The 19727-nt window shown below is 64.5% G+C and carries 17 protein-coding genes; 10 read left to right on the forward strand and 7 right to left on the reverse strand.

What is annotated here, in order from left to right; all coding sequences use genetic code 11:
- The first annotated feature begins 14 nt into the window (after nucleotides 1-14).
- A complete protein-coding gene (locus tag G9C89_RS10005) occupies nucleotides 15-905 on the forward strand; it encodes a DUF2950 domain-containing protein (protein WP_172147725.1) in 891 nt (296 codons plus the stop codon).
- 243 nt (nucleotides 906-1148) lie between these two features.
- Here G9C89_RS10005 and argE read toward each other — a convergent pair whose 3' ends face one another.
- The 4 genes from argE to G9C89_RS10025 all read right to left on the reverse strand — a co-directional run bounded on the left by argE (nucleotide 1149) and on the right by G9C89_RS10025 (nucleotide 4960).
- Nucleotides 1149-2306, reverse strand: a complete 1158-nt coding sequence (argE, locus tag G9C89_RS10010) for an acetylornithine deacetylase (protein ID WP_172147726.1) — start codon at nucleotides 2304-2306, stop codon at nucleotides 1149-1151.
- 93 nt (nucleotides 2307-2399) lie between these two features.
- Nucleotides 2400-3074, reverse strand: coding sequence for a DUF1028 domain-containing protein (locus G9C89_RS10015; RefSeq protein WP_172147727.1), 675 nt, complete (start codon nucleotides 3072-3074; stop codon nucleotides 2400-2402).
- A gap of 98 nt (nucleotides 3075-3172) precedes the next feature.
- Nucleotides 3173-3592: a RidA family protein gene (locus tag G9C89_RS10020; RefSeq protein WP_172147728.1), complete on the reverse strand. Its 420-nt coding sequence runs from the start codon at nucleotides 3590-3592 to the stop codon at nucleotides 3173-3175.
- Nucleotides 3593-3640: 48 nt separating this feature from the next.
- Nucleotides 3641-4960 carry a flavin-containing monooxygenase gene (locus G9C89_RS10025; RefSeq protein ID WP_172147729.1) on the reverse strand — a complete coding sequence of 440 codons (1320 nt, stop codon included), beginning with the start codon at nucleotides 4958-4960 and terminating at the stop codon, nucleotides 3641-3643.
- Nucleotides 4961-5665: 705 nt separating this feature from the next.
- On the opposite strand from G9C89_RS10025, the gene G9C89_RS10030 reads away from it, so the two are divergent.
- From G9C89_RS10030 to G9C89_RS10055, 6 genes are all read left to right on the forward strand, one after another.
- On the forward strand, nucleotides 5666-6457 hold the full coding sequence (locus G9C89_RS10030; RefSeq protein ID WP_172147730.1) for an ABC transporter substrate-binding protein: 792 nt from the start codon (nucleotides 5666-5668) through the stop codon (nucleotides 6455-6457).
- A gap of 41 nt (nucleotides 6458-6498) precedes the next feature.
- Entirely contained in the window at nucleotides 6499-7224 is a 726-nt protein-coding gene (locus G9C89_RS10035; RefSeq protein WP_172147731.1) for an ABC transporter permease, read from the forward strand.
- On the forward strand, nucleotides 7221-7964 hold the full coding sequence (locus G9C89_RS10040) for an ABC transporter permease (RefSeq protein WP_172147732.1): 744 nt from the start codon (nucleotides 7221-7223) through the stop codon (nucleotides 7962-7964). The genes G9C89_RS10035 and G9C89_RS10040 overlap by 4 nt, the downstream gene beginning before the upstream one ends.
- Nucleotides 7961-8743, forward strand: coding sequence for an ATP-binding cassette domain-containing protein (locus G9C89_RS10045; RefSeq protein ID WP_172147733.1), 783 nt, complete (start codon nucleotides 7961-7963; stop codon nucleotides 8741-8743). The genes G9C89_RS10040 and G9C89_RS10045 overlap by 4 nt, the downstream gene beginning before the upstream one ends.
- A gap of 79 nt (nucleotides 8744-8822) precedes the next feature.
- Nucleotides 8823-10274, forward strand: coding sequence for a diaminopimelate decarboxylase (gene lysA, locus G9C89_RS10050; RefSeq protein WP_172147734.1), 1452 nt, complete (start codon nucleotides 8823-8825; stop codon nucleotides 10272-10274).
- Nucleotides 10275-10412: 138 nt separating this feature from the next.
- Complete coding sequence (locus G9C89_RS10055; RefSeq protein ID WP_218575923.1) at nucleotides 10413-11393, forward strand: LysR family transcriptional regulator; 981 nt, start codon at nucleotides 10413-10415, stop codon at nucleotides 11391-11393.
- A 133-nt stretch (nucleotides 11394-11526) separates the two neighbouring features.
- Here G9C89_RS10055 and rhlB read toward each other — a convergent pair whose 3' ends face one another.
- From rhlB to G9C89_RS10070, 3 genes are all read right to left on the reverse strand, one after another.
- Nucleotides 11527-12987 carry an ATP-dependent RNA helicase RhlB gene (rhlB, locus tag G9C89_RS10060; RefSeq protein WP_315852809.1) on the reverse strand — a complete coding sequence of 487 codons (1461 nt, stop codon included), beginning with the start codon at nucleotides 12985-12987 and terminating at the stop codon, nucleotides 11527-11529.
- 249 nt (nucleotides 12988-13236) lie between these two features.
- Nucleotides 13237-15138, reverse strand: a complete 1902-nt coding sequence (locus G9C89_RS10065; RefSeq protein ID WP_172147736.1) for an acyl-CoA synthetase — start codon at nucleotides 15136-15138, stop codon at nucleotides 13237-13239.
- Complete coding sequence (locus tag G9C89_RS10070; protein ID WP_172147901.1) at nucleotides 15135-15821, reverse strand: alpha/beta hydrolase; 687 nt, start codon at nucleotides 15819-15821, stop codon at nucleotides 15135-15137. The genes G9C89_RS10065 and G9C89_RS10070 overlap by 4 nt, the downstream gene beginning before the upstream one ends.
- Before the next feature lie 481 nt (nucleotides 15822-16302).
- Between G9C89_RS10070 and G9C89_RS10075 the strand changes: the two genes are divergently transcribed.
- From G9C89_RS10075 to G9C89_RS10085, 3 genes are all read left to right on the forward strand, one after another.
- Nucleotides 16303-17331 carry an amino acid ABC transporter substrate-binding protein gene (locus G9C89_RS10075; protein WP_172147737.1) on the forward strand — a complete coding sequence of 343 codons (1029 nt, stop codon included), beginning with the start codon at nucleotides 16303-16305 and terminating at the stop codon, nucleotides 17329-17331.
- Between the two features lie 100 nt (nucleotides 17332-17431).
- Nucleotides 17432-18616 carry an amino acid ABC transporter permease gene (locus G9C89_RS10080; RefSeq protein WP_172147738.1) on the forward strand — a complete coding sequence of 395 codons (1185 nt, stop codon included), beginning with the start codon at nucleotides 17432-17434 and terminating at the stop codon, nucleotides 18614-18616.
- Nucleotides 18617-18626: 10 nt separating this feature from the next.
- Nucleotides 18627-19724: an amino acid ABC transporter permease gene (locus tag G9C89_RS10085; RefSeq protein WP_172147739.1), complete on the forward strand. Its 1098-nt coding sequence runs from the start codon at nucleotides 18627-18629 to the stop codon at nucleotides 19722-19724.
- Nucleotides 19725-19727 lie beyond the last annotated feature (3 nt).

The following is a 19727-nucleotide window of genomic DNA, read 5'->3' on the forward strand; positions in this document are numbered from 1 at the left end:
GTAGGAGGCTCGCCATGAATGCCCTATGCCGAATGATCGTTCCCGCGCTGCTGACCTTGTTGGCGCTGGACGCCCGCGCCCAGCAAGCCTTTGCCAACCCGGATAGCGCCGCCGAGGCGCTGGTCGTCGCGCTGGGTACGACGCAGGGCGATCCCGAGCGCCTGGCCGCGTTGCTCGGTGACGACTGGCAGACCTGGATCCCTACCGACGCTATCGAACGCAAGGATGTCGATGCCTTCCTTGCCCTCTACAGGGAAAAACACGCGATCCAGCCCGCTGCGCCAGGACGCGCGCAGTTGGTGGTCGGCAACACGCCCTGGATCTTTCCGCTGCCGCTCATCCAGGGCACGGACGGCTGGCGCTTCGACACCAAGGCCGGCGGCGAAGAGATTCGCGCGCGCCGCATCGGTCGCAACGAGCTGGCCACCATCCAGTCGGTGCGGGCCTACCATGATGCGCAGATGGACTACGCCGAGGTCGACCGCGACGGCGACGGCGTGCTCGAGTACGCACAGCAGTTCATGAGCAGCGACGGCCAGTACGATGGGTTGTACTGGCCCGAGGAGCCGGGTATCGAGGAAAGCCCGCTCGGCCCGCTGTTTGGCGACGACCTGCCGGACGGCGTGTGGCACGGCTATCACTACCGCATCCTCGACGGCCAAGGCCCGTCGGCGCCCGGCGGCGCTTACAGCTACAAGCTCGGCGACAACATGAGCCGCGGTTTCGCCCTGATCACCTGGCCGGCCGAGTATGGCGACAGCGGCGTGATGAGCTTCATGATCAGTCACGACGGCCAGGTGTTCGAGAGCGATAGCGGCCCGGACGGCGACAAGCAGGCCAGGGCCATGACCCTGTTCGATCCGGACAGCGACTGGCACGAGGTCGAGGAGCCGGGAGCGCCCTGAGCATCGGCTGAACCTGCGACGGCAGGCGGGCGACAGCCCAGACCGCGCTAGGCTAACAGGCTGTTGAAAAACCGCTTACGTTGCCAATACTGCGTTAAAAGTGGCCTCGTCTTGGCTGCCTCGCCTGCATTTTTCAACGGCCTGCTAACTGTTGCAGCTCGCATTTGTGGGGGGCTACGTTTGTACGCAAGCCATGAACGCCCGCCAACCGCTCGTGAAGCCGGCTGGCGGGCCAAGGGTGACTCAGGCGTTCTCCTGCAGCCAGTCGGCCAGGCGCGCGAGCATGGCGCCGCAGCCGGCCAGCTGTGTGAGGCTGACGAATTCGTCCGGCTTGTGGCCCTGCTCCATGCTGCCGGGGCCGCAGATCACCGTGGCAATGCCGGCCTGATGGAACAGCCCACCCTCGGTACCAAAAGCCACCGTGCCGAAGTCGCGGCTGCCGGCCAGCAGCGCCAGCAGTTGCGCGGCCTCGCTGTGCGGCTCTGTGGCCAGGCCGGGGTAGGCCGATAGCGGCTGGAAGGCGATGGCGCTGGCCGTGCTCACTGCATGCATCTGTGGCAGCAATTCAGTTTCGGCGTAGGCGCGCAGCTCCTCGGCGACCCGCTGCGGATCGTCGCTGGGCAGGGCGCGTACCTCGAAGTCGAACTGGCATTCGGCCGGGACGATATTCAGCGCCCGGCCACCCTGGATCAGCCCGGTCTGCACCGTGGAGTAGGGCGGGTCGAAGCGCGCATCCTGGCGCTCGATTGCGCTCAGGCGCTGGCCTATCTCGCCGAGTCGGTTGATCAGCCTGGCGGCGTATTCGATGGCATTCACCCCCTGCGGCGCATAGGCCGAATGGCAGGCCGCGCCCTGCACCTGGCAGCGCATGGCCAGCTTGCCCTTGTGCCCGAGCACGGGTTTGAGTTCGGTGGGCTCACCGATAATGCACAGCGCAGGCTTGTTTGGCCGTTGTTGCAGTTCGGCCAGCAGCGAGCGTACGCCCAGGCAGCCGACTTCCTCGTCGTAGGAAAATGCCAGGTGCACCGGCAGGCGCAGCGGCTGGGCGAGAAAACGTGGCACGGCGGCCAGCACGCAGGCGATAAAGCCCTTCATATCGGCCGCACCGCGGCCATACAGCTTGCCGTCGCGTTCGCTCAGCTCGAAAGGCGGCAGTGTCCAGGCCTGGCCCTCCACCGGCACCACATCGCTATGCCCGGACAGCAGCACGCCGCCGCGGTCGCTGGGGCCGATAGTGGCGAACAGGTTGGCCTTGCTGCGCTCGGCGTTGTAATCCAGCACGCAGGCCACGCCCAGCTCATTCAGGTAGTCGCGCACGAATTCGATCAGCGCCAGGTTGGAGTCGCGGCTGACGGTGGGAAAGGCGATCAGCTGGGCCAGGAGGTCGCGGCTGCTGGGCATGGGGCTTGTCTCCAAGGACAGGTGATTGGTGCGCGCGGCGCACCCTACCGGTCGCGGTGATTGGTGCACCGCGCGCACCGCCGGGGTTGCTCGTTACTCGTCGCCGGGCACGCCATAGCTGGGCGCGGCGGTGGGGTCGAGGGCGCGGATGATGTAGTCCTGCATCTGCGGCCGGTAGGCCTGCCAGAGCTGATCCAGCGCGCCGATCGGGTTGGTCTCGGCCCAGTCCACGCGCAGGTCGATGATCGGCCAGGTGAGGTCGCCGACCACCTTGAGCGCCGCCGAATGCACGGGGCCCGCCTCGCCGCCGGCGGCCATGGCCGCGTGCATCGCCGCCAGCAGTCGATCGGCCAGTTGGCCCGGGGTCTGTTCGAAGGCTGCGACCATGACGGTGATCACCACAGGTGCCGCCAGCAAATTGCCGGCCGCCACGCATTGCTCGCCGGCCACGGCGTTGTGCTGTCCCAGGGCTTCGCTGCCGGAAAACAGCGCGCTGCGGCCCTGGCTGTCGAGCACCGCGACCTGGCGATACTGGCTGTAGCCGTTGCGGCTGAGCGCCAGGTCCAGCGCTGCCGCCGGTTCCAGGCCGGCTTCCAGGGCGTCGAGAATCTGCGGGCCGAGGGCCGGCAGGGTGATGTTCTGGCTAGCCACCGCGCCAACCCCGGCGCGCAGCCAGGGGCAGCGCGCACCGACGGCGATGCTGGAAGAGCTGATGGCGATGCCCAGCTGGCCGGTTTCGGCGCAGCGACCGACGATAGAAAAGGTCATGTTTACTCCTTGGAATCGGTAGGGTGGATGACGCTTCACCCATCCACCATGCGCCACACGGTGGACGGAAAAAGAGCCGTCCACCCTACATATCTCGCTTACGGCTGGCTGTCCGGAATGACGGCGATCACATCGATTTCCATCAACCACTGCGGCTGCGCCAGGCCGCTGACCACCAGGCCGGTGGAGATCGGGAAGACGCCCTTGAGCCACTTGCCGACTTCCTGGTAGACCGGCTCGCGGTAGCGCGGGTCGGTCAGGTAGGTGGTGGTCTTGACGATATGGCTGAGGTCGCTGCCGGCCTCTTCCAGCAGTTGCTTGACGTTCTTCATCGCCTGCTCGGCCTGGGCCCGCGGGTCGCCGAGGCCGACCAGGCGCCCCTCGAAATCGGTGCCGACCTGGCCGCGCACATACACGGTATTGCCGGCGCGCACGGCCTGGCACAGGTCGTTGTCCAGGCTCTGGTTGGGGTAGGTGGCCTTGGTGTTGAACATGCGGATGCGGGTATGGGTAGGCATCGACTGGCTTCCTTTATTCGGTTTCTGTAACAGGCTCTAAAGCTGGGTTCAGTCAGCGTTCTGGCGCTGCGCGCTATCGCGATAGGCGAGGTAGGTGCGCTGCGTGGCGATATGCCCGGCCACGTGCTTGGCGTCGTGCCACACGCCCCAGATAAAGCTGGAGCCCCGGCGCGACAGCCACGGCAGGCCGAGGAAATACACCCCCGGCTCGCGGGACACGCCGCGCTGGTGCACTGGTTTGCCCTTGGCGTCGAAGGCATCCACCTGCAGCCAGCTGAAATCCACGGCGTAGCCGGTGGCCCAGATGATCGAAGTCACCCCGGCCTCGGCCAGGTCGAGCTCGGCAAGGGGCTGGGTCACGCACTGCGGGTCCGGCAGCATGCTGCGCGCTTCGGGCTCTTGCGGCAGGTCGAGGCCATTGCGGGCGATATAGGCGTCGGCCGCATCCAGCAGCGCCAGGTAGTTCTCATCGCCGCGGGCCAGGTTATCGGCCAGGTCCTGCTGGAAGGTCACCACGCCGTTGTCGAAGGCCTTGGTCACCCCCGCCAGCGTCATGCCCTGCTGGGCCAGGCGGCGGAAATCCACGGTATGGCCGCCACGGGAACCGCTGACGGCGATGGTGACGTGCTCCTTGCCCGGTTGGGCGATCTCCGCGTCCCATTCGCCGAGCACCCCCAGCCACCAGCAGAAATCGCGGTTGCGGTAGGCGCGCGGCGGACGATCGTGCGGCCCCACCGAGAGGTAGACCTGCTTGCCAGCGCGCTGCAGCTCATCGGCGATCTGCACCCCCGACGAGCCGGCCCCCACCACCAGCACCGCGCCTTCGGGCAACTGCTGCGGGTTGTGATACTGCGCCGAGTGCAGCTGGGTGAAGCGCTCATCCTGGGGCGCGATCGCCGGGATAACCGGGCGCTGGAAGGGGCCGGTGGCGACCACCACGCGGTTGGCCTGGATCACCCCTTCCGAGGTTTCCACGGTAAAGCCTGCGCGGTCGGCGTTGCGCACCACCTTTTTCACTTCCACGCCGGTGCGGATCGGCGCGTTGAACTTCTGCGCATAGGCTTCGAAATAGGTCGCGACCCGCTCCTTGGGGGCAAAGGCGTCGGCGTCGATATCCTCGAAGGCAAGGCCCGGGAAGCGGTCGTGCCAGGCCGGGCCATTGGCCACCAGCGAATCCCAGCGGCCGCTGCGCCAGGCCTCGGCGATGCGGTTTTTCTCCAGCACCAGGTGCGGCACGCCGAGATTGCTCAGGTGCTCGCTGATAGCCACGCCGGCCTGACCGGCGCCAACCACCAGGGTGTCGATTTCTGTTCTTGCGGCTGTCAGGTCGCTGTAATTCTGCAAGGCGCTTTGATTCAGGTCGGTCATGGTGGGGCTCCTCTGATTCCGATCTTTATTGTTCTGCAGGTGCGGCTGTCTGTAGGTGTTGGCCGCATTCTGAGCGGAGCAGGAGATTGGCGAAATGATGATTTTTGTACTCGCTGGCGAGGAAAAAACGTGCCCGCAGGCAAAGCGCGGGACCCGCATGGCAGCAGGCTTGGGCTATAGGTTTTTAGCGTCAGGGGCGACAAATTGGATAGGTTCGCAACTCCACGGCGCTCGCCGCAGCGGCCACGCTTTCTGCCGCGAAGAGGATTCGTGAGCGAAATGCGCCTGCCACCGTCCCGAACCTCCGACTGCAGCAGCGTGGAAGCATGTGACATGACTCTCGCCTACTGCGAACGCCTGGAGACGGTTTCGCTACGGCGCCCGCTATTTCACAACCTCTGTGGCAAGGCGCCCTTGTAAAGGCAGCAAGGAGGGTATTCGTCATGGGCCTGCAGGGGCAGTGCTTCAAGCGCGGCGCGACAGCCCGGTGCCGCCTTGCATGAAGGGTGTCGAGCGCAAGGTTTTTGCGGATAAACACATAGCTCAGGATTATGCATAACATAATAAATATGCATTTGATAAATGCGAGGTGCGGGCGGATTCTTGGTTCGCGGCGGTGACCAAGCGGTCATCCAGTGCGATGTGAAGTGGGCTTGCAGGTGACGGCCGGCTTCATAGCGAACCCTGATTCCAGAGGAAAACAAGATGAATAAGACTCTCCGCTCCCTGTTGCTCTGCGCCAGCCTCGGTGCCCTGCCGTTCGCTGTCGCCCAGGCCGCCGAAGGCCCAACCCTGCGCCTAGCCACCGAAGGTGCCTACCCGCCGTTCAACTACTACACCGCCGACGGCCAGCTGGCCGGCTTCGATATCGAGATCGGCAAGGCCCTGTGCGAGCGCATGCAGGCCAAGTGCAGCCTGGTGGCCCAGGACTGGGACGGCATCATCCCCGCGCTGCTGGGGCGCAAGTACGATGTGATCATCGCCTCCATGTTTATCACCGAGGAGCGCCGGCAGAAGGTCGCCTTCAGCGATCCCTACCAGAAATCGGCGATGACCTTCGTGGTGCCCAAGGATTCCGAACTCAAGGATTTCAGCCCGACCGCCATGGCGGGCAAGACCATCGGCGCCCAGGGCGCGACCACCCAGGCCGATTTCCTGATGGCCAGATTCCCCGACTCCGACGTGCGCCTCTATCCGACCCAGGATGCGGTGAACCTGGACCTGGTGTCCGGACGCCTGGATGCCCAGGTCGGCGACATGATCCCGATGCTCGACTGGACCCGGAAATCCACCGATGGCAGTTGCTGCCGCCTGGCCGGTGAACCGATCAGCGACCCGAAATATGTCGGCGAGGGCGTCGGCATGGCGCTACGCAAGGAAGACGAACAGCTGCGTCTGGCGCTCAACCAGGCCCTGGCGTCGATCATCGCCGATGGCACCTACAAGGCCATCAACGACAAGTTCTTCTCGGTCAACCTGTTGACCCTGGAGCAGTGAGCCCAACACGGCCCATCTGCTGAACGAGAAGAGGAACTGTTATGGACTGGCTCACCTACCTGAGCTTCGGTGACGCCGGCTGGGGCGACGAGTTGCTGCAGGGCCTTGGGGTAACCCTGGCCCTGGCGCTGACCACCCTGCCGGTCGGCCTGCTGCTGGGCCTGCTGGTGGCGGCGCTGGTGCTGTTTGGCGCTCGCCCGGCGCGGGCCCTGGCCCTGGCTTTCAGCACCACCCTGCGCGGCCTGCCCGAGCTGCTCACCCTGTTTATCATCTACCACGGCGTGGGCATGGGCCTGAACGCCCTGCTGCGCTGGTACAACCCGGCGGCCGGCTCTCTGGAACTGAGCCCCTTTATCGCCGGGGTGCTGGCTTTGGGCCTGGTCTTCGCCGCCTATTCCAGCGAAGTCTGGCGCGGCGCCTGGCAGGCCCTGGACGGCGGCCAGCGCGAGGCGGGGCAGGCCATGGGCCTGCGCCGGCTGACCATCTTCCGCGTGATCGAGCTGCCGCAACTGCTGCGCCTGGCCCTGCCGGGGCTGGGCAATCTGTGGGTCAACCTGCTCAAGGACACCGCCCTGGTCTCGGTGATCGCCCTCAGCGACCTGATGCGCATGGCCAATATCGCCGTGGGCACCACCAAGAAGCCCTTTCTGTTCTTCCTCGTGGTGTGCCTGGCCTACTGGCTGGTGTGCCTGCTCTGCGAGTGCCTGCTGGGCCGGATGGAGCGCCGCGCCAACCGTGGCTACCGTAGCGGAGGTGCAGCGGCATGATGGATATCCTCACGCGCTTCTCCGCTCAGTTGCTGGCCGGCGCCGGCCTGACCCTGCAGCTCACCGTTATCGCCGCGCTGCTGGCCTGCGCCCTGGCGCTGCCCCTGGCCATCGCCCGCTGCAGCGAGCGCGGCCTGCTGCGCTGGCCGATTCGCCTGTTCGTCTCGTTCTTCCGTGGCACGCCGCTGCTGGCCCAGCTGTTTCTGGTGTATTACGGCTCGGGTCAGTTCCGCGCCGAGCTGAACCAGCTGGGGCTCTGGTGGTTCTTCCGCGACCCCTACTACTGCGCGCTGCTGACCTTCGTTCTCAATTCCACGGCCTATCAGGTGGAAATCCTCCGCGGCGGCCTGCGCGCCGTGCCCTACGGGCAGATCGAGGCGGGCGTGGCCATGGGCCTGTCGCGCTTCAACCAGTACCGCACCATCATCCTGCCCAATGCCTACCGCATCGCCTTTCCGGCCCTGGGCAACGAGATCATCCTGCTGCTCAAGGGCAGCGCGGTGGTCAGCGTGATCACCCTGTTCGATGTGATGGGCCAGACCCGGCGCATCTTCTCGCAGACCTTCGACCTGTCGGTGTACCTCTGGGCGGCGCTGCTCTACCTGCTGATGACCAGCGCCTTCGTCTGGCTCTGGCACCGCCTGGAGCTGTGCCTGACTCGCCACCAGCGGGTACGCCAGGCCCCATCCACTGCCACTTCACTCGCCTCGAAGCGCGTATCCGCCGGAGTGTCGCCATGACTGCCAGCATCCCCCAGACCACCGCCCTGCAGGTGGAGAACCTGTACAAATCCTTCGCCGGCATCGAGGTGCTCAAGGGTGTTTCGCTGACCGCCGAGAAGCACGACGTGATCAGCATTATCGGCTCCAGTGGCTCGGGCAAAAGCACATTGCTGCGCTGCATGAACCTGCTGGAATTCCCCGACAGCGGCCGCCTGCGGGTGCACGGCGAGGAGCTTGAACTGGGTACCAACCGCCGCGGGGTGCGCTCGCGGCGCTTCCAGCGGCAGATAGAGCGGATACGGGCGCGCCTGGCCATGGTCTTCCAGTCGTTCAACCTGTGGTCGCACATGACCGTGCTGGAGAACGTGATGCTCGGCCCTTGCCTGGTGCACCGCCGCCCGCGCGATGAGGTGGAGGACCAGGCGAAGAAGCTGCTGGCCCGGGTCGGCATGCTGGAGAAGTGCCAGATGTACCCCGACTGCCTGTCCGGTGGGCAGAAGCAGCGGGTGGCCATTGCCCGCGCCCTGGCCATGGACCCCGAGGTGATGCTGTTCGACGAACCCACCTCGGCCCTCGACCCGGAGCTGGTGGGCGAGGTGCTGCTGGTGATCCGCGAGCTGGCCGAGGAAGGCCGCACCATGATCATGGTCACCCACGAGATGCGCTTCGCCCGCGAGGTGTCGTCCAAGGTGGTGTACCTGCACCAGGGCCGGATCGAGGAGCAGGGCAGCCCGGAACAGCTGTTCAACGCCCCGCAATCGGACAACCTGCGCCGCCTGTTGGCGAGCCAGTACTGATGACCTAAGCCGTAGGGTGCGCCGCGCGCACCACCCTACCGAGCCATTTTTCAACTGCCTTGTTTAAGTGAGTAATTGCATGAGCCAAGTCGTCTCCCTGCACCCCTGGAAAAGACAGCAGCACCTCAACAGTGCCCACAATCAGCTGCTGATCGACGGGGTCAACGCCATCGAACTGGTCGAGCGCTATGGCTCGCCGCTGTTCGTCTACTCGGAAGCCAAGCTGCGCGATAACGCCCGGGATATCCTGGACAACTTCCGCCGGGTACACGGCAACACCCGGGTCTGCTTCGCCAGCAAGGCCTGCGCCAACCTGGCGGTGCTCAAGGTGTTCAAGGACAGCGGTCTGGATCTGGAGGTCAACTCCGGTGGCGAGTTCTACAAGGCGCAGATCGCCGGCTTCGCCCCGGCGCAGATGGTGTTCAACGGCGTGGCCAAGCAGCTGGGCGAGCTGCGCGAGGTGATCGGCGCCGGGATCAAGGCGATCAACGTCGATTCACTGTCGGAGCTGGCGCGCATCCTGGCGGTGGCGACCGAGCTGGGTCAGCAGGCGCGGGTCAGCCTGCGCATCATCCCGGAGATCCAGGGTGGTGCCGCCGCCGGCTGGCAGACCGGCACCTCGACCTCCAAGTTCGGCATGACCGCAGCGGAACAGGCCGAGGCCATCGAGCTGATCCTGGCCCATCCCACTGCGCTCAAGCTGGTGGGGGTGCATGCCCATATCGGCACCCAGGTCACCGACATTGCGGTGTACCAGGCCGAGGCCAACTTCCTCATCGACTACGTGCGTCAGGTCAGCGAGCGCCTGCCCTATGCCCTGGAGCATGTGAACCTGGGCGGCGGCTTCCCGAAGAACTACAGCAGCGCCGAGGAGAATTTCGACTCGGTGGCGCCGCACTACCGCGCCAACTACCGCACCGGGGTCGACTTCGCCCTGCTCGCCGAACACCTGATCAAACCCATGGCCCAGGCCCTGGGGAGCGAGATCGAGCTGATCGTCGAACCGGGGCGCAGCATGGTCAGCGACAGCGCCATCCTGCTGACCCGCATCGAGGCGCACAAGCAGCGCCAGGGCCGCCCGGTGTTCTACCTGGACGCCGGCTACAGCGTGCTGTTCGACCTCTATAACGGCTGGTACTTCCATATGCTCAACGCCTCCCGCGCCGATGATCCGGACACCCGCCACTGCCGCATGGCCGGGCCGCTGTGCGACAGCAGCGACACCTACTACGACATCGAAGGCGAGGGCGCGGTGGCGGACCTGATCGCCGAGGAACCGGCGCTGGCCCAGCATCGCGCGGTGCTGGAACAGGTGCTGGTGCATCAGCCCAACCTGCGCGAGCTGCCGGCGGCCACCGCGCTGGGCGATGTGATCGCCCTGCTGGACGTGGGGGCCTACGCCCTGGAGATGATGAGCCAGTACTGCGGCCGCCAGTCCGCCGCCGCGGTGCTGGTGGACCAGCAGCAGGGCAGCCGCTTGATCCGTCGCCGTGGCGAGTACGTCGACCTGTTGGCCCATGATCTGGACTGAGCTGCAGGTAGGGTGTGCCGTGCGCACCAGCCGGTTGCGGATTGCCGGTGCGCACGGCGCACCCTACGAGGTTCGATGGCCTTATAGCCTTGCGCTAGGGGCTGTGGGCGGTGCACTGTTGCCTCCGGAGTGGCCGGGATGACGGCCTGCCTGGGAGAACTACCGATCATGCTGTCGCCCCGCGAGCGTTTGCTGCGCAACCTGGACTGGAATCTGCTGTACACCTTCCTGGTGATCGTCGAGGAAAGCAGCATCACCGGCGCGGCGCGCAAGCTGTCGCTCAGCCAGCCCAGCGTCAGCAATGCCCTCAAGCGTCTGGAGGAACACCTGGGCATGCGCCTGATCCAGCGCAAGAAGGGCATGTTCTCCCTCACCGAGCAGGGCCTGCGGGTCTACGAGTACATTTCCTCGGCCGGTAGCATCATCGACAAGATGGCCGAGCAGTACGCCGGCGAGGCCGGCGCGGTGCTCGGCGAGCTGCATATCCAGGTCGCCAGCCATGTCAGCTGCCAGCCCTTCGACGACAGCCTGGCGCAGTTCCACCGCCTCTATCCCAATGTGCTGATCAGCCTCAGTTCCCAGCCCAGCGCCGACATCGTCGACGCGGTGGCTCGGGACAGCCTGCATATCGGCATCAGCAACAAGAAGACCGCTCAGACCGGCCTGCACTTCGACCTGATTGGCTACGAGCAGATGGCCTTCTACTGCGGCCCGCGTCACCCGCTGTTTGGTCGCGCGGACCTGACCGCGGCGGACCTGCGCGGTCTGGCCTATGTCTCCTTCGAGAGCGACCAGCCCGGCGAGGGCCTCAGCGCGGTCAACTCGGTGCGCACCGAGCAGCAGTTCTGGGGGCGCCTGGTGGCGGTCTCGCCCAACGAGGAGGAGGTGCGCCGCCTGATCCTCGCCGGCCTCGGCTTCGGTGCCCTGACCGTGGAAGGGGCCAAGCCCTTCGTGGCGCAGAAACTGCTGTTCCAGCTGCCGCCCTACGCCAACCTGCCGGTCAACGAGGTGTACCTGGTCACCCCGGAAAACCAATTGCTGAGCGATGTGGAGCAGCTGTTTATCGGCCTGCTGCGCGAAGCGACGGTGGCGGCGGTGCGGGCGCGCTATTTCAAGTAGGGTGCGCCGTGCGCACCGGCTTTTCCGGGGCATTGGTGCGCATGGCGCACCCTACGGAGCTACGCACACGGCCGGGAGCCCAACGAAAAAGGCGAAGCCCCTGGGCTTCGCCTTTTGTTTGCCTAGCGCAAGCTTAGTGCTTGCGCGGCACCGGCTTGAGCAGCTCTTCTGGCGGCATCTCGCAGTTGATCTTGCGCCCCAGCAGTTGCTCGATCGGCGGCAGGGCGTAGGCGTCGTTTTCGCTGGCGAAGCTGATCGAGGTGCCGCTGGCGCCCGCGCGACCGGTACGGCCGATGCGGTGCACGTAGTCGTCGGGCACGTCCGGCAGGGTGTAGTTGATCACGTGGCTGATGGCGTCGACGTGAATCCCGCGGCCGGCCACGTCGGTGGCGACCATCACCCGGATCTTGCCTTCGCGGAAGCCTTCCAGGGTCTTGATCCGCTTGTGCTGCGGCACGTCTCCGGACATCTGCGCGGCGCTGATGCCGTCCCGGGTCAGGCGTTCTTCGATGCGCCGCACTTCGTCCTTGCGGTTGGCGAAGACCATCACCCGGATCCAGTCGTTCTGCGCGATCAGGTTGTACAGCAGCTTGTACTTGTCGCTGGAGGCGACCATGTAGACATGCTGCTCGACGGTGTCGCTGGCCACGTTCTCCGACTCGATCTCGACGATGGCCGGGTCGGTCGTCCACTGCTTGGCCAGGTTCATCACGTCTTCGGTGAAGGTGGCGGAGAACAGCAGGGTCTGGCGCTCGTTCTTCGGCGGGGTCTGGCGGATGATCTGCCGCACCTGGGGGATAAAGCCCATGTCGAGCATGCGATCGGCTTCATCGAGCACCATCACCTCGACCATGTCCAGGTGCACTTCGCCGCGCTGGTTGAAGTCGAGCAAACGACCCGGAGTCGCCACCAGGATGTCGCAATAGCGCGACTCGAGCAGCTTGAGCTGTTTGTCGAAGTCCATGCCGCCGACGAAGCTCATCACGTTGAGCCCGGTGTACTTGGTCAGGTCCGCGGCGTCCTTGGCGATCTGCACCACCAGCTCGCGGGTCGGCGCGATGATCAGCGCACGTGGCTCACCCATGTAGCGCTCTTTCGGCGGCGGGGTCTGCAGCAGCTGGGTGATGATCGAGATCAGGAAGGCGGCGGTCTTGCCGGTGCCGGTCTGGGCGCGGCCGATGGCGTCCTGGCCCTTGAGGGTGAAACCCAGCACCTGCGCCTGGATCGGTGTGCAGTAGGGGAAGCCCAGGTCGTGGATCGCATGCATCAGCTCGGGGGAGAGCTTGAAGTCATGAAAGCGGGTCTTGCCTTCGGCCGGTTCGACCGCGAAGTCTTCCAGTTTCCAGGTGTCCAGCGGCTTGGCTGGGCGCTGGCGCCGGGGTTTGTCGGCCTTGGCGGCGGGTTTCTCTTGGCTGACCACCAGCGCAGAGGGGTTGCCGCTAGTGCTGGCCGTGTGGAGCGGCTTGGCCGTGCGCTTGGGTTGCTCGTGGTTGGAGTCGCCGCTACGGGGCGTGGTTGGCGAAGCAGACGTGCTGGTTGGGCTGGGCTGCTCGCCCTCGGCTTTGCCGAACATTTTCTTGAGTGCTTTGAGCACGGTCATCTCGTCAATTGGTTAAGGAGTGAACGGCTGCCAGTGTAAAGCAAGAAGCCGGCGCGGCGAAGTGCCATGGCTGGCGGGTGCTGTCAGCAGCGCTGGGCGCATCCTTGGGTCCTTGCTGGCCTCCGAGGTTGTGAAAATATCGAGTGCCGTCGCTAGCCGGGGCGGCCCGCTTCGTAACCGGGATAAGCCTGGGCGCAATCCGGGAAACCCGCCCCGGATTACGCTGGCGCTCAGCCAGGTGCGTCAGTCGCTGCAGTGCAGCTGGATGGGCACCGCGAACCCTGCCAGGCGCTTGCTCACGGCCTGCTCCAGCTGGCTGTCGCGGCGCGGCAGATGGATGTGGGCGAGCTGGCCGAGACGTTCGTCGCCGAGCACTTCGACGCGGATGGCACTGTCCAGTTCGGCCACTGCCGCCTGATAGACCCGGCGAATGGCATCGAAACGCAGGGCCGGCTTGAAGGTCTTGCCCACCGCCGTGACCGGGATGGCGTCGATGATCCAGGCGTCCTTGGGCACGGCGGCACGTTCGGAGATGTGCGCGGCGGCATGCGCCAGCAGTTCCTCCTCGCTGGCCTGGCAGCCCGGCTTGAGCTGGGCATACACCACCGGCAGTTCGCCAGCCTTCTCGTCGGGCTTGCCGACTGCGGCGGCCAAGGCCACGGCAGGGTGGCTGTGCAGGGCTTCCTCGATCATCTGCGGGTCGATGTTGTGCCCGCCGCGGATGATCAGGTCCTTGCTGCGCCCGGTCAGCCAGATGTAGCCGTCGGCGTCGATGCGCCCCAGGTCGCCGCTGTTGAACCAGTCGCCGTCGACCCAGATGCCGGCGTTCTTGCCGGCTTGCAGGTAGCCCTTGAACACCGTGGCGCCACGGATGCACAGGTTGCCGATTTCATCTTGGGCGGCATCGCGCAGGTAGCGGCCCTGCTCGTCGAGGACCTTGATGCTGACTTCGCAGTAGGGCATGCGCAGGCCGATCGAGCCGGGACGGCGCTCGCCGGCGGGCGGATTGGCGCAGGTGCCGCAGGTGCCTTCGGTGAGGCCGTAACCCTCGATCAGGGTCAGCCCGGTCTTGGCCTCGAACTGGCGGATCAGCTCCACCGGCATCGGCGCGGCGCCGCACAGGGCGTATTTCAGCGAGCTCAGGTCATGGCCCGCGCTGGGCACCTGCAGCAGGCCGGCATAGATGGTCGGCACGCCGCTGAAGAAGCTGACCTTGTGGCGTTCGATGATGCGCCAGAAATTCTCGATCAGTGCGCCGTTGCGATAGCCCTGCGGGGTGGCCAGGAGGACTTCGGCACCACCGCCGAAAGCCGTCAGGCCGGTGACGATGACGCCGTTGACGTGGAACAGCGGCAGGCCGCAGAGGGTCACGTCGCCAGGCGCGAAACGGGTCACCAGATTCATGCTGTAGGCCATCGCCACTTCGTTGCCGTGGCTGTGCGGGGCCAGCTTGGGGGTGCCGGTGGTGCCGCCGGTGTGGAAATAACTGGCGATATCGTCCGGCTGGAATTGGCGGCCGCTTTCCAGCTGGTCGGCCGGGCAGGCGGCGATCAGCTCGTCGAAGTCCAGCACGCCTTCCGGCAGCGGCCCGCGTTGCGCCTTGAGCGCGCTGCGCTGCGGCTCGGGCAGCAGGTTGGCCAGGTCCACACAGATCACCGCCTTGAGGCCCGGGAGATGGCCGCGCAGCGACTCGACCTTGGCCCACAGGTCGGTGCCGGGGAAAGGCGCCAGGGTCACCAGCAACTCGGAGTCGGAGGCCTGGATCAGCTCGGCAATATGCTCGGGTTCCAGCAGCGGATTGATCGCGTTGACGATGCCGGCCGCTTCGCCGCCCCAGATGGTGAAGTGGGTCTGTGGCAGGTTGGGCAGCAGGAACGACACTGCCTTGCCCGGGCGCAGGCCGAGTCGGTGAAAGGCGTTGGCGGTCTGGGTGATCTTGCCCAGCAGTGCCTGGTAATCGAGTCGATAGACGGGTTCGTCGCCGCTACCCTGGAGGATGAAGGACAGCGCCGGTGCCTGCGGTTGCGCCGCGGCCGTGCGGCGGATCAGCTCGTAGGTGCTGAGCGGCAGGTTGCGTTCGGCCAGTGGGGTGGCTTCGATCTGCTCGATATCGGCTAAACCGCGAATGATGGGCTGGTTGGTCATGTGTTGTTCTCGGCTCGTGGCAGTGGCGTGCTCAGCCGCTGCGCCAGCCAGTCGGCGATGTCGCGGATCTCTTCCGGCAGCACCTCATGGGCCATCGGATAATCGCGCCACTGCACGGCGACGCCGCAGGCGGTCAGTTGGTCGTGGACCGTGCGGCCCATGGCGGGCTGCACAACATCGTCGAATCTGCCATGCAAGCAGAGTACCGACAGTTGTTTTTTTGTATCCGCCAGTTGCAGTTCGTCACTGAAGGTTGGCGCATAGGTGGACAGCGCGATGACTCCGCCGAGCGGCCCCTGCCAGCGCAGGAAGGCGGTATGCAGCACCACGGCGCCGCCCTGGGAAAACCCGGCGAGAAAGATCCGGGCAGGGTCGATGCCACTGTCGCGCTGCGCTTCGATCAGGCTGATCAGCTGCTGGGCCGATGCCTCCAGTTGTTCGCGGTTGATCGCTCGTGCCGGACTCATGGCCAGGATGTCGTACCAGCTGGGCATGGCCCAGCCACCATTGATGGTCACTGGCTGGGTCGGCGCCTGGGGCAGGACGAAGCGGGTGCTGGGCAGACGTTCCTGCAATGCTTCGGCCACGGGGAGAAAGTCATAGCGGTCAGCCCCCAGGCCGTGCAACCAAATGACGCAGGCGTCGGCAGCGAGTGTGGGCTGAAGGATCAACGGGTCGCTCATGGGTAGCTCCAGGGTGGTGCAGCTGTGCATCTTTTAGTGCACCTGAAATTTCAGTGAGTGGCTAATCTGTGAAGAAGATGTCGCAAGGTTACAAGTTTTGCTCTTGACCTGTCCGTATGGTGATAAAGGCGAAGCTTTGGTACGGGCTTTGCTATAACCAACCGGGACTGATGCTGTAGCCCGGCTCGGTAACACTGCTACCAAACCGGGTATGGAACAGACGGGAAGCCATTTGATGGGGGTTTCCACAAGACTCGTCGAACGCTGCATGTTTGACGATAAGCGAATCGCTATCCGTCTCCAGCCCATTCGACCAATGGGCGAGCGAGGTTTAATGGCCGATGAAACAAACGGCTACTAGACTCTCGCTGAGGTCCGATCCCCGGTTGATCGCGTTGCTGCCGACACGATCGACGTGCCCCATAAGGGTACGGAGGTGAGGCCGAGACTCCAAACACAACAAAAGCAACTGGAGGTTTTAATGAAGATGGTGAAATCCACCCTGGCTATTCTGACTACCGCAACCGTTCTGGGTGTCAGCGGCTTCGTGCACGCTGGCGCGACCCTGGACGCGGTACAAAAGAAAGGTTTCGTTCAGTGCGGTATCAGCGATGGTCTGCCTGGCTTCTCCTACGCCGATGAAAAAGGCAATTATTTCGGCCTCGACGTCGATGTATGCCGCGCAGTGGCCGCTGCCCTGTTTGGCGATGCGACCAAGGTCAAATACAGCCCGTTGACCGCCAAGGAGCGCTTCACCGCGCTGCAATCCGGCGAAGTCGATGTGCTGTCGCGCAACACCACCTGGACCAGTTCGCGTGACTCCGGCCTGGGCCTGAACTTCACCGGCACCAACTATTATGACGGTCAGGGTTTCCTGGTTAACAAGAAACTCGGGGTGACCAGTGCCAAGGAACTCGACGGCGCTACCGTGTGCATCCAGGCCGGTACCACCACCGAGCTGAACCTCTCGGACTACTTCCGCGCCAACGGCCTGAAGTACACCCCGATCACTTACGATACTTCCGACGAGAGCGCTACTTCTCTGGAGTCCGGTCGTTGTGACGTGCTGACTTCCGACCAGTCGCAACTCTATGCTCAGCGCATCAAGCTGGCTGCGCCGCTGGAGTACGTGGTACTGCCGGAAGTGATCTCGAAAGAGCCGCTGGGTCCGGTTGTGCGCCAGGGCGACGAAGAGTGGTTCGACATCGTGCGCTGGAGCCTGTTCGCCATGCTCAACGCCGAAGAACTGGGCATCGACTCGAAGAACGTCGAGGAAACGGCCAAAACCACCAAGAACCCGGATATCGCCCGCCTGCTGGGAGTCGAGGGTGAGTTTGGCAAGGATCTGAAACTGCCGAAGGACTGGGCCGTGCAGATCATCAAGCAAGTGGGCAACTACGCTGAGAGCTTTGACCGCAACGTCGGTGCCGGCAGCGAGTTGAAGATCGAGCGCGGTCTCAACGCCCTGTGGAACAAAGGTGGTCTGCAATACGCACCGCCAGTGCGTTGATCGTCTTTGCCGACGTCCCGTCCTGGGGCGCCGGCAGGTTCTAGATGACGTGAACCCCCATGCCCGCCAATGCGGGCATGGGGGTTCCTAGAGGGCTCCTATGCAAACTCCTGCAAATGTCTCGCGCCCACGTGGATCGGTCTGGACCGACCCCAAAGTGCGCGCATGGCTATTCCAGATCATTGCCGTTATTGCCGTCGTGGCGATCGGCTGGTTTCTGTTCGACAACACCCAGACCAACCTCGAGAAGCGCGGGATTACCTCCGGGTTCTCCTTTCTCAACAACAGTGCCGGGTTCGGCATTGCTCAGCACCTGATCGATTACAACGAAAGCGACACCTATGGACGGGTCTTCTTCGTCGGTTTGCTCAACACCCTGCTGGTGTCGGTGATCGGCATCGTCCTGGCGACCATTATGGGGTTCATCCTCGGTGTGGCGCGGCTGTCGCCCAACTGGTTGATCGGCAAAGTCGCTACCGTCTACATCGAGACCTTCCGCAATATCCCGCCGCTGCTGCAGATCTTCTTCTGGTACTTCGCGGTGATGCTCTCGCTACCCGGCCCGCGTGCCAGCCTGGAGATAGGTCAGACCTTCTTCCTCAACAGTCGCGGTTTGTATATGCCGGCGCCGAGCCCCTCGGACAGCTTTGTCACCTTTTTCGGGGCTGTAGTGGTGGCGATCATCGGCATCGTGTTGCTGACACGCTGGTCGAGGGCGCGGTTCGAGGCCACCGGCAGGTACTTTCCGGTGTCCCTGGGGGCGATCCCGCTGTTGCTGGTGCTGCCTGGCCTGGCCGTGCTGCTGACCGGCAATCCGTTGCAGTGGAGCACACCCGAGCTGACCGGTTTCAACTTCCGTGGCGGCTGGGTGCTGATTCCCGAGCTGATAGCCTTGACCCTGGCCTTGTCCATCTATACGGCGGCGTTCATCGCCGAGAACGTACGCTCCGGGATCATGGCGGTCAGTCATGGACAGACCGAGGCAGCCCGTTCGCTGGGCCTGCCGGCCGGCAAGACCCTGCGTCTGGTGATCATTCCCCAGGCCATGCGGGTGATCATTCCACCGCTGACCAGTCAGTACCTCAACCTGGCGAAGAATTCCTCGCTGGCGGCAGGTATCGGTTATCCGGACATGGTCTCGCTGTTCGCCGGTACGGTACTCAACCAGACGGGGCAAGCCATCGAGGTGATTGCCATCACCATGAGTGTGTACCTGGCCATCAGCATCAGCATTTCCATGTTGATGAATTGGTACAACAAGCGCATGGCGCTGATCGAACGCTAGAGGACAAGCCATGAGCACTCATACTTTCAAACCCGATCTACCGCCACCGCTGCTGAGCGTCGGCGTACTCGGTTGGCTGCGCGCCAACCTGTTCTCCAGCTGGTTCAACGGCCTGCTGACCCTGTTCGCCGCCTACCTGATCTGGCTGGTCGTGCCGCCGCTGCTGCAATGGGCGATTATCGATGCTGACTGGGTGGGTACGACCCGTGCCGACTGCACCTCGGGCGGCGCCTGCTGGGTCTTCATCCAGCAGCGTTTCGGCCAGTTCATGTACGGCTTCTACCCGACCGAGCTGCGCTGGCGTGTCGACCTGACCCTGTGGTTGGCCGTCATCGGTGCCGCCCCGCTGTTCATTTCGGCAATGCCGCGCAAGGCCGTGTATGGCCTGGGCTTCCTGGTGGTGTATCCGCTGCTGGCGTTCTGGCTGCTGCACGGCGGCTCCTTCGGTTTGCGCGAAGTGGCCACCAGTCAATGGGGCGGCTTGATGCTGACCCTGGTGATCGCCTCCGTGGGGATCGCCGGCGCCTTGCCGCTGGGCATCATGCTGGCGCTCGGACGGCGTTCGGAGATGCCGGCGATCCGGGTGATCTGCGTGACCTTCATCGAGTTCTGGCGCGGCGTGCCCTTGATCACGGTGCTGTTCATGTCGTCGGTGATGTTGCCGTTGTTCCTGCCCGAAGGCATGAGCTTCGACAAGCTGATGCGCGCGCTGATCGGGGTGATCCTGTTCCAGTCGGCCTATATCGCCGAAGTGGTGCGCGGTGGCCTGCAGGCCATTCCCAAGGGCCAGTACGAAGCCGCTGCGGCCATGGGCCTGGGCTACTGGCGGATGATGGGCCTGGTGATTCTGCCGCAAGCCCTGAAGCTGGTGATTCCCGGCATCGTCAACACCTTTATCGCCCTGTTCAAGGACACCAGTCTGGTGATCATCATCGGCCTGTTCGACCTGCTCAACAGCATCAAGCAAGCCACCACCGATCCGGTTTGGCTGGGCATGGCCACCGAAGGCTATGTATTTGCCGCCCTGGTTTTCTGGATTTTCTGTTTCGGCATGTCGCGCTACTCCATGCATTTGGAACGTAAGCTGAACACTGGCCACAAGCGTTAGGAG

Source organism: Pseudomonas tumuqii, assembly GCF_013184545.1.
Taxonomy (GTDB): domain Bacteria; phylum Pseudomonadota; class Gammaproteobacteria; order Pseudomonadales; family Pseudomonadaceae; genus Aquipseudomonas; species Aquipseudomonas tumuqii.

Coding starts and splice junctions, on each gene's coding strand:
- G9C89_RS10005 (WP_172147725.1), top strand. CDS start 15: ATGAATGCCCTATGCCGAATGATCGTTCCCGCGCTGCTGACCTTGTTG.
- argE (WP_172147726.1), bottom strand. CDS start 2,306: ATGCCCAGCAGCCGCGACCTCCTGGCCCAGCTGATCGCCTTTCCCACC.
- G9C89_RS10015 (WP_172147727.1), bottom strand. CDS start 3,074: ATGACCTTTTCTATCGTCGGTCGCTGCGCCGAAACCGGCCAGCTGGGC.
- G9C89_RS10020 (WP_172147728.1), bottom strand. CDS start 3,592: ATGCCTACCCATACCCGCATCCGCATGTTCAACACCAAGGCCACCTAC.
- G9C89_RS10025 (WP_172147729.1), bottom strand. CDS start 4,960: ATGACCGACCTGAATCAAAGCGCCTTGCAGAATTACAGCGACCTGACA.
- G9C89_RS10030 (WP_172147730.1), top strand. CDS start 5,666: ATGAATAAGACTCTCCGCTCCCTGTTGCTCTGCGCCAGCCTCGGTGCC.
- G9C89_RS10035 (WP_172147731.1), top strand. CDS start 6,499: ATGGACTGGCTCACCTACCTGAGCTTCGGTGACGCCGGCTGGGGCGAC.
- G9C89_RS10040 (WP_172147732.1), top strand. CDS start 7,221: ATGATGGATATCCTCACGCGCTTCTCCGCTCAGTTGCTGGCCGGCGCC.
- G9C89_RS10045 (WP_172147733.1), top strand. CDS start 7,961: ATGACTGCCAGCATCCCCCAGACCACCGCCCTGCAGGTGGAGAACCTG.
- lysA (WP_172147734.1), top strand. CDS start 8,823: ATGAGCCAAGTCGTCTCCCTGCACCCCTGGAAAAGACAGCAGCACCTC.
- G9C89_RS10055 (WP_218575923.1), top strand. CDS start 10,413: ATGACGGCCTGCCTGGGAGAACTACCGATCATGCTGTCGCCCCGCGAG.
- G9C89_RS10065 (WP_172147736.1), bottom strand. CDS start 15,138: ATGACCAACCAGCCCATCATTCGCGGTTTAGCCGATATCGAGCAGATC.
- G9C89_RS10070 (WP_172147901.1), bottom strand. CDS start 15,821: ATGAGCGACCCGTTGATCCTTCAGCCCACACTCGCTGCCGACGCCTGC.
- G9C89_RS10075 (WP_172147737.1), top strand. CDS start 16,303: ATGAAGATGGTGAAATCCACCCTGGCTATTCTGACTACCGCAACCGTT.
- G9C89_RS10080 (WP_172147738.1), top strand. CDS start 17,432: ATGCAAACTCCTGCAAATGTCTCGCGCCCACGTGGATCGGTCTGGACC.
- G9C89_RS10085 (WP_172147739.1), top strand. CDS start 18,627: ATGAGCACTCATACTTTCAAACCCGATCTACCGCCACCGCTGCTGAGC.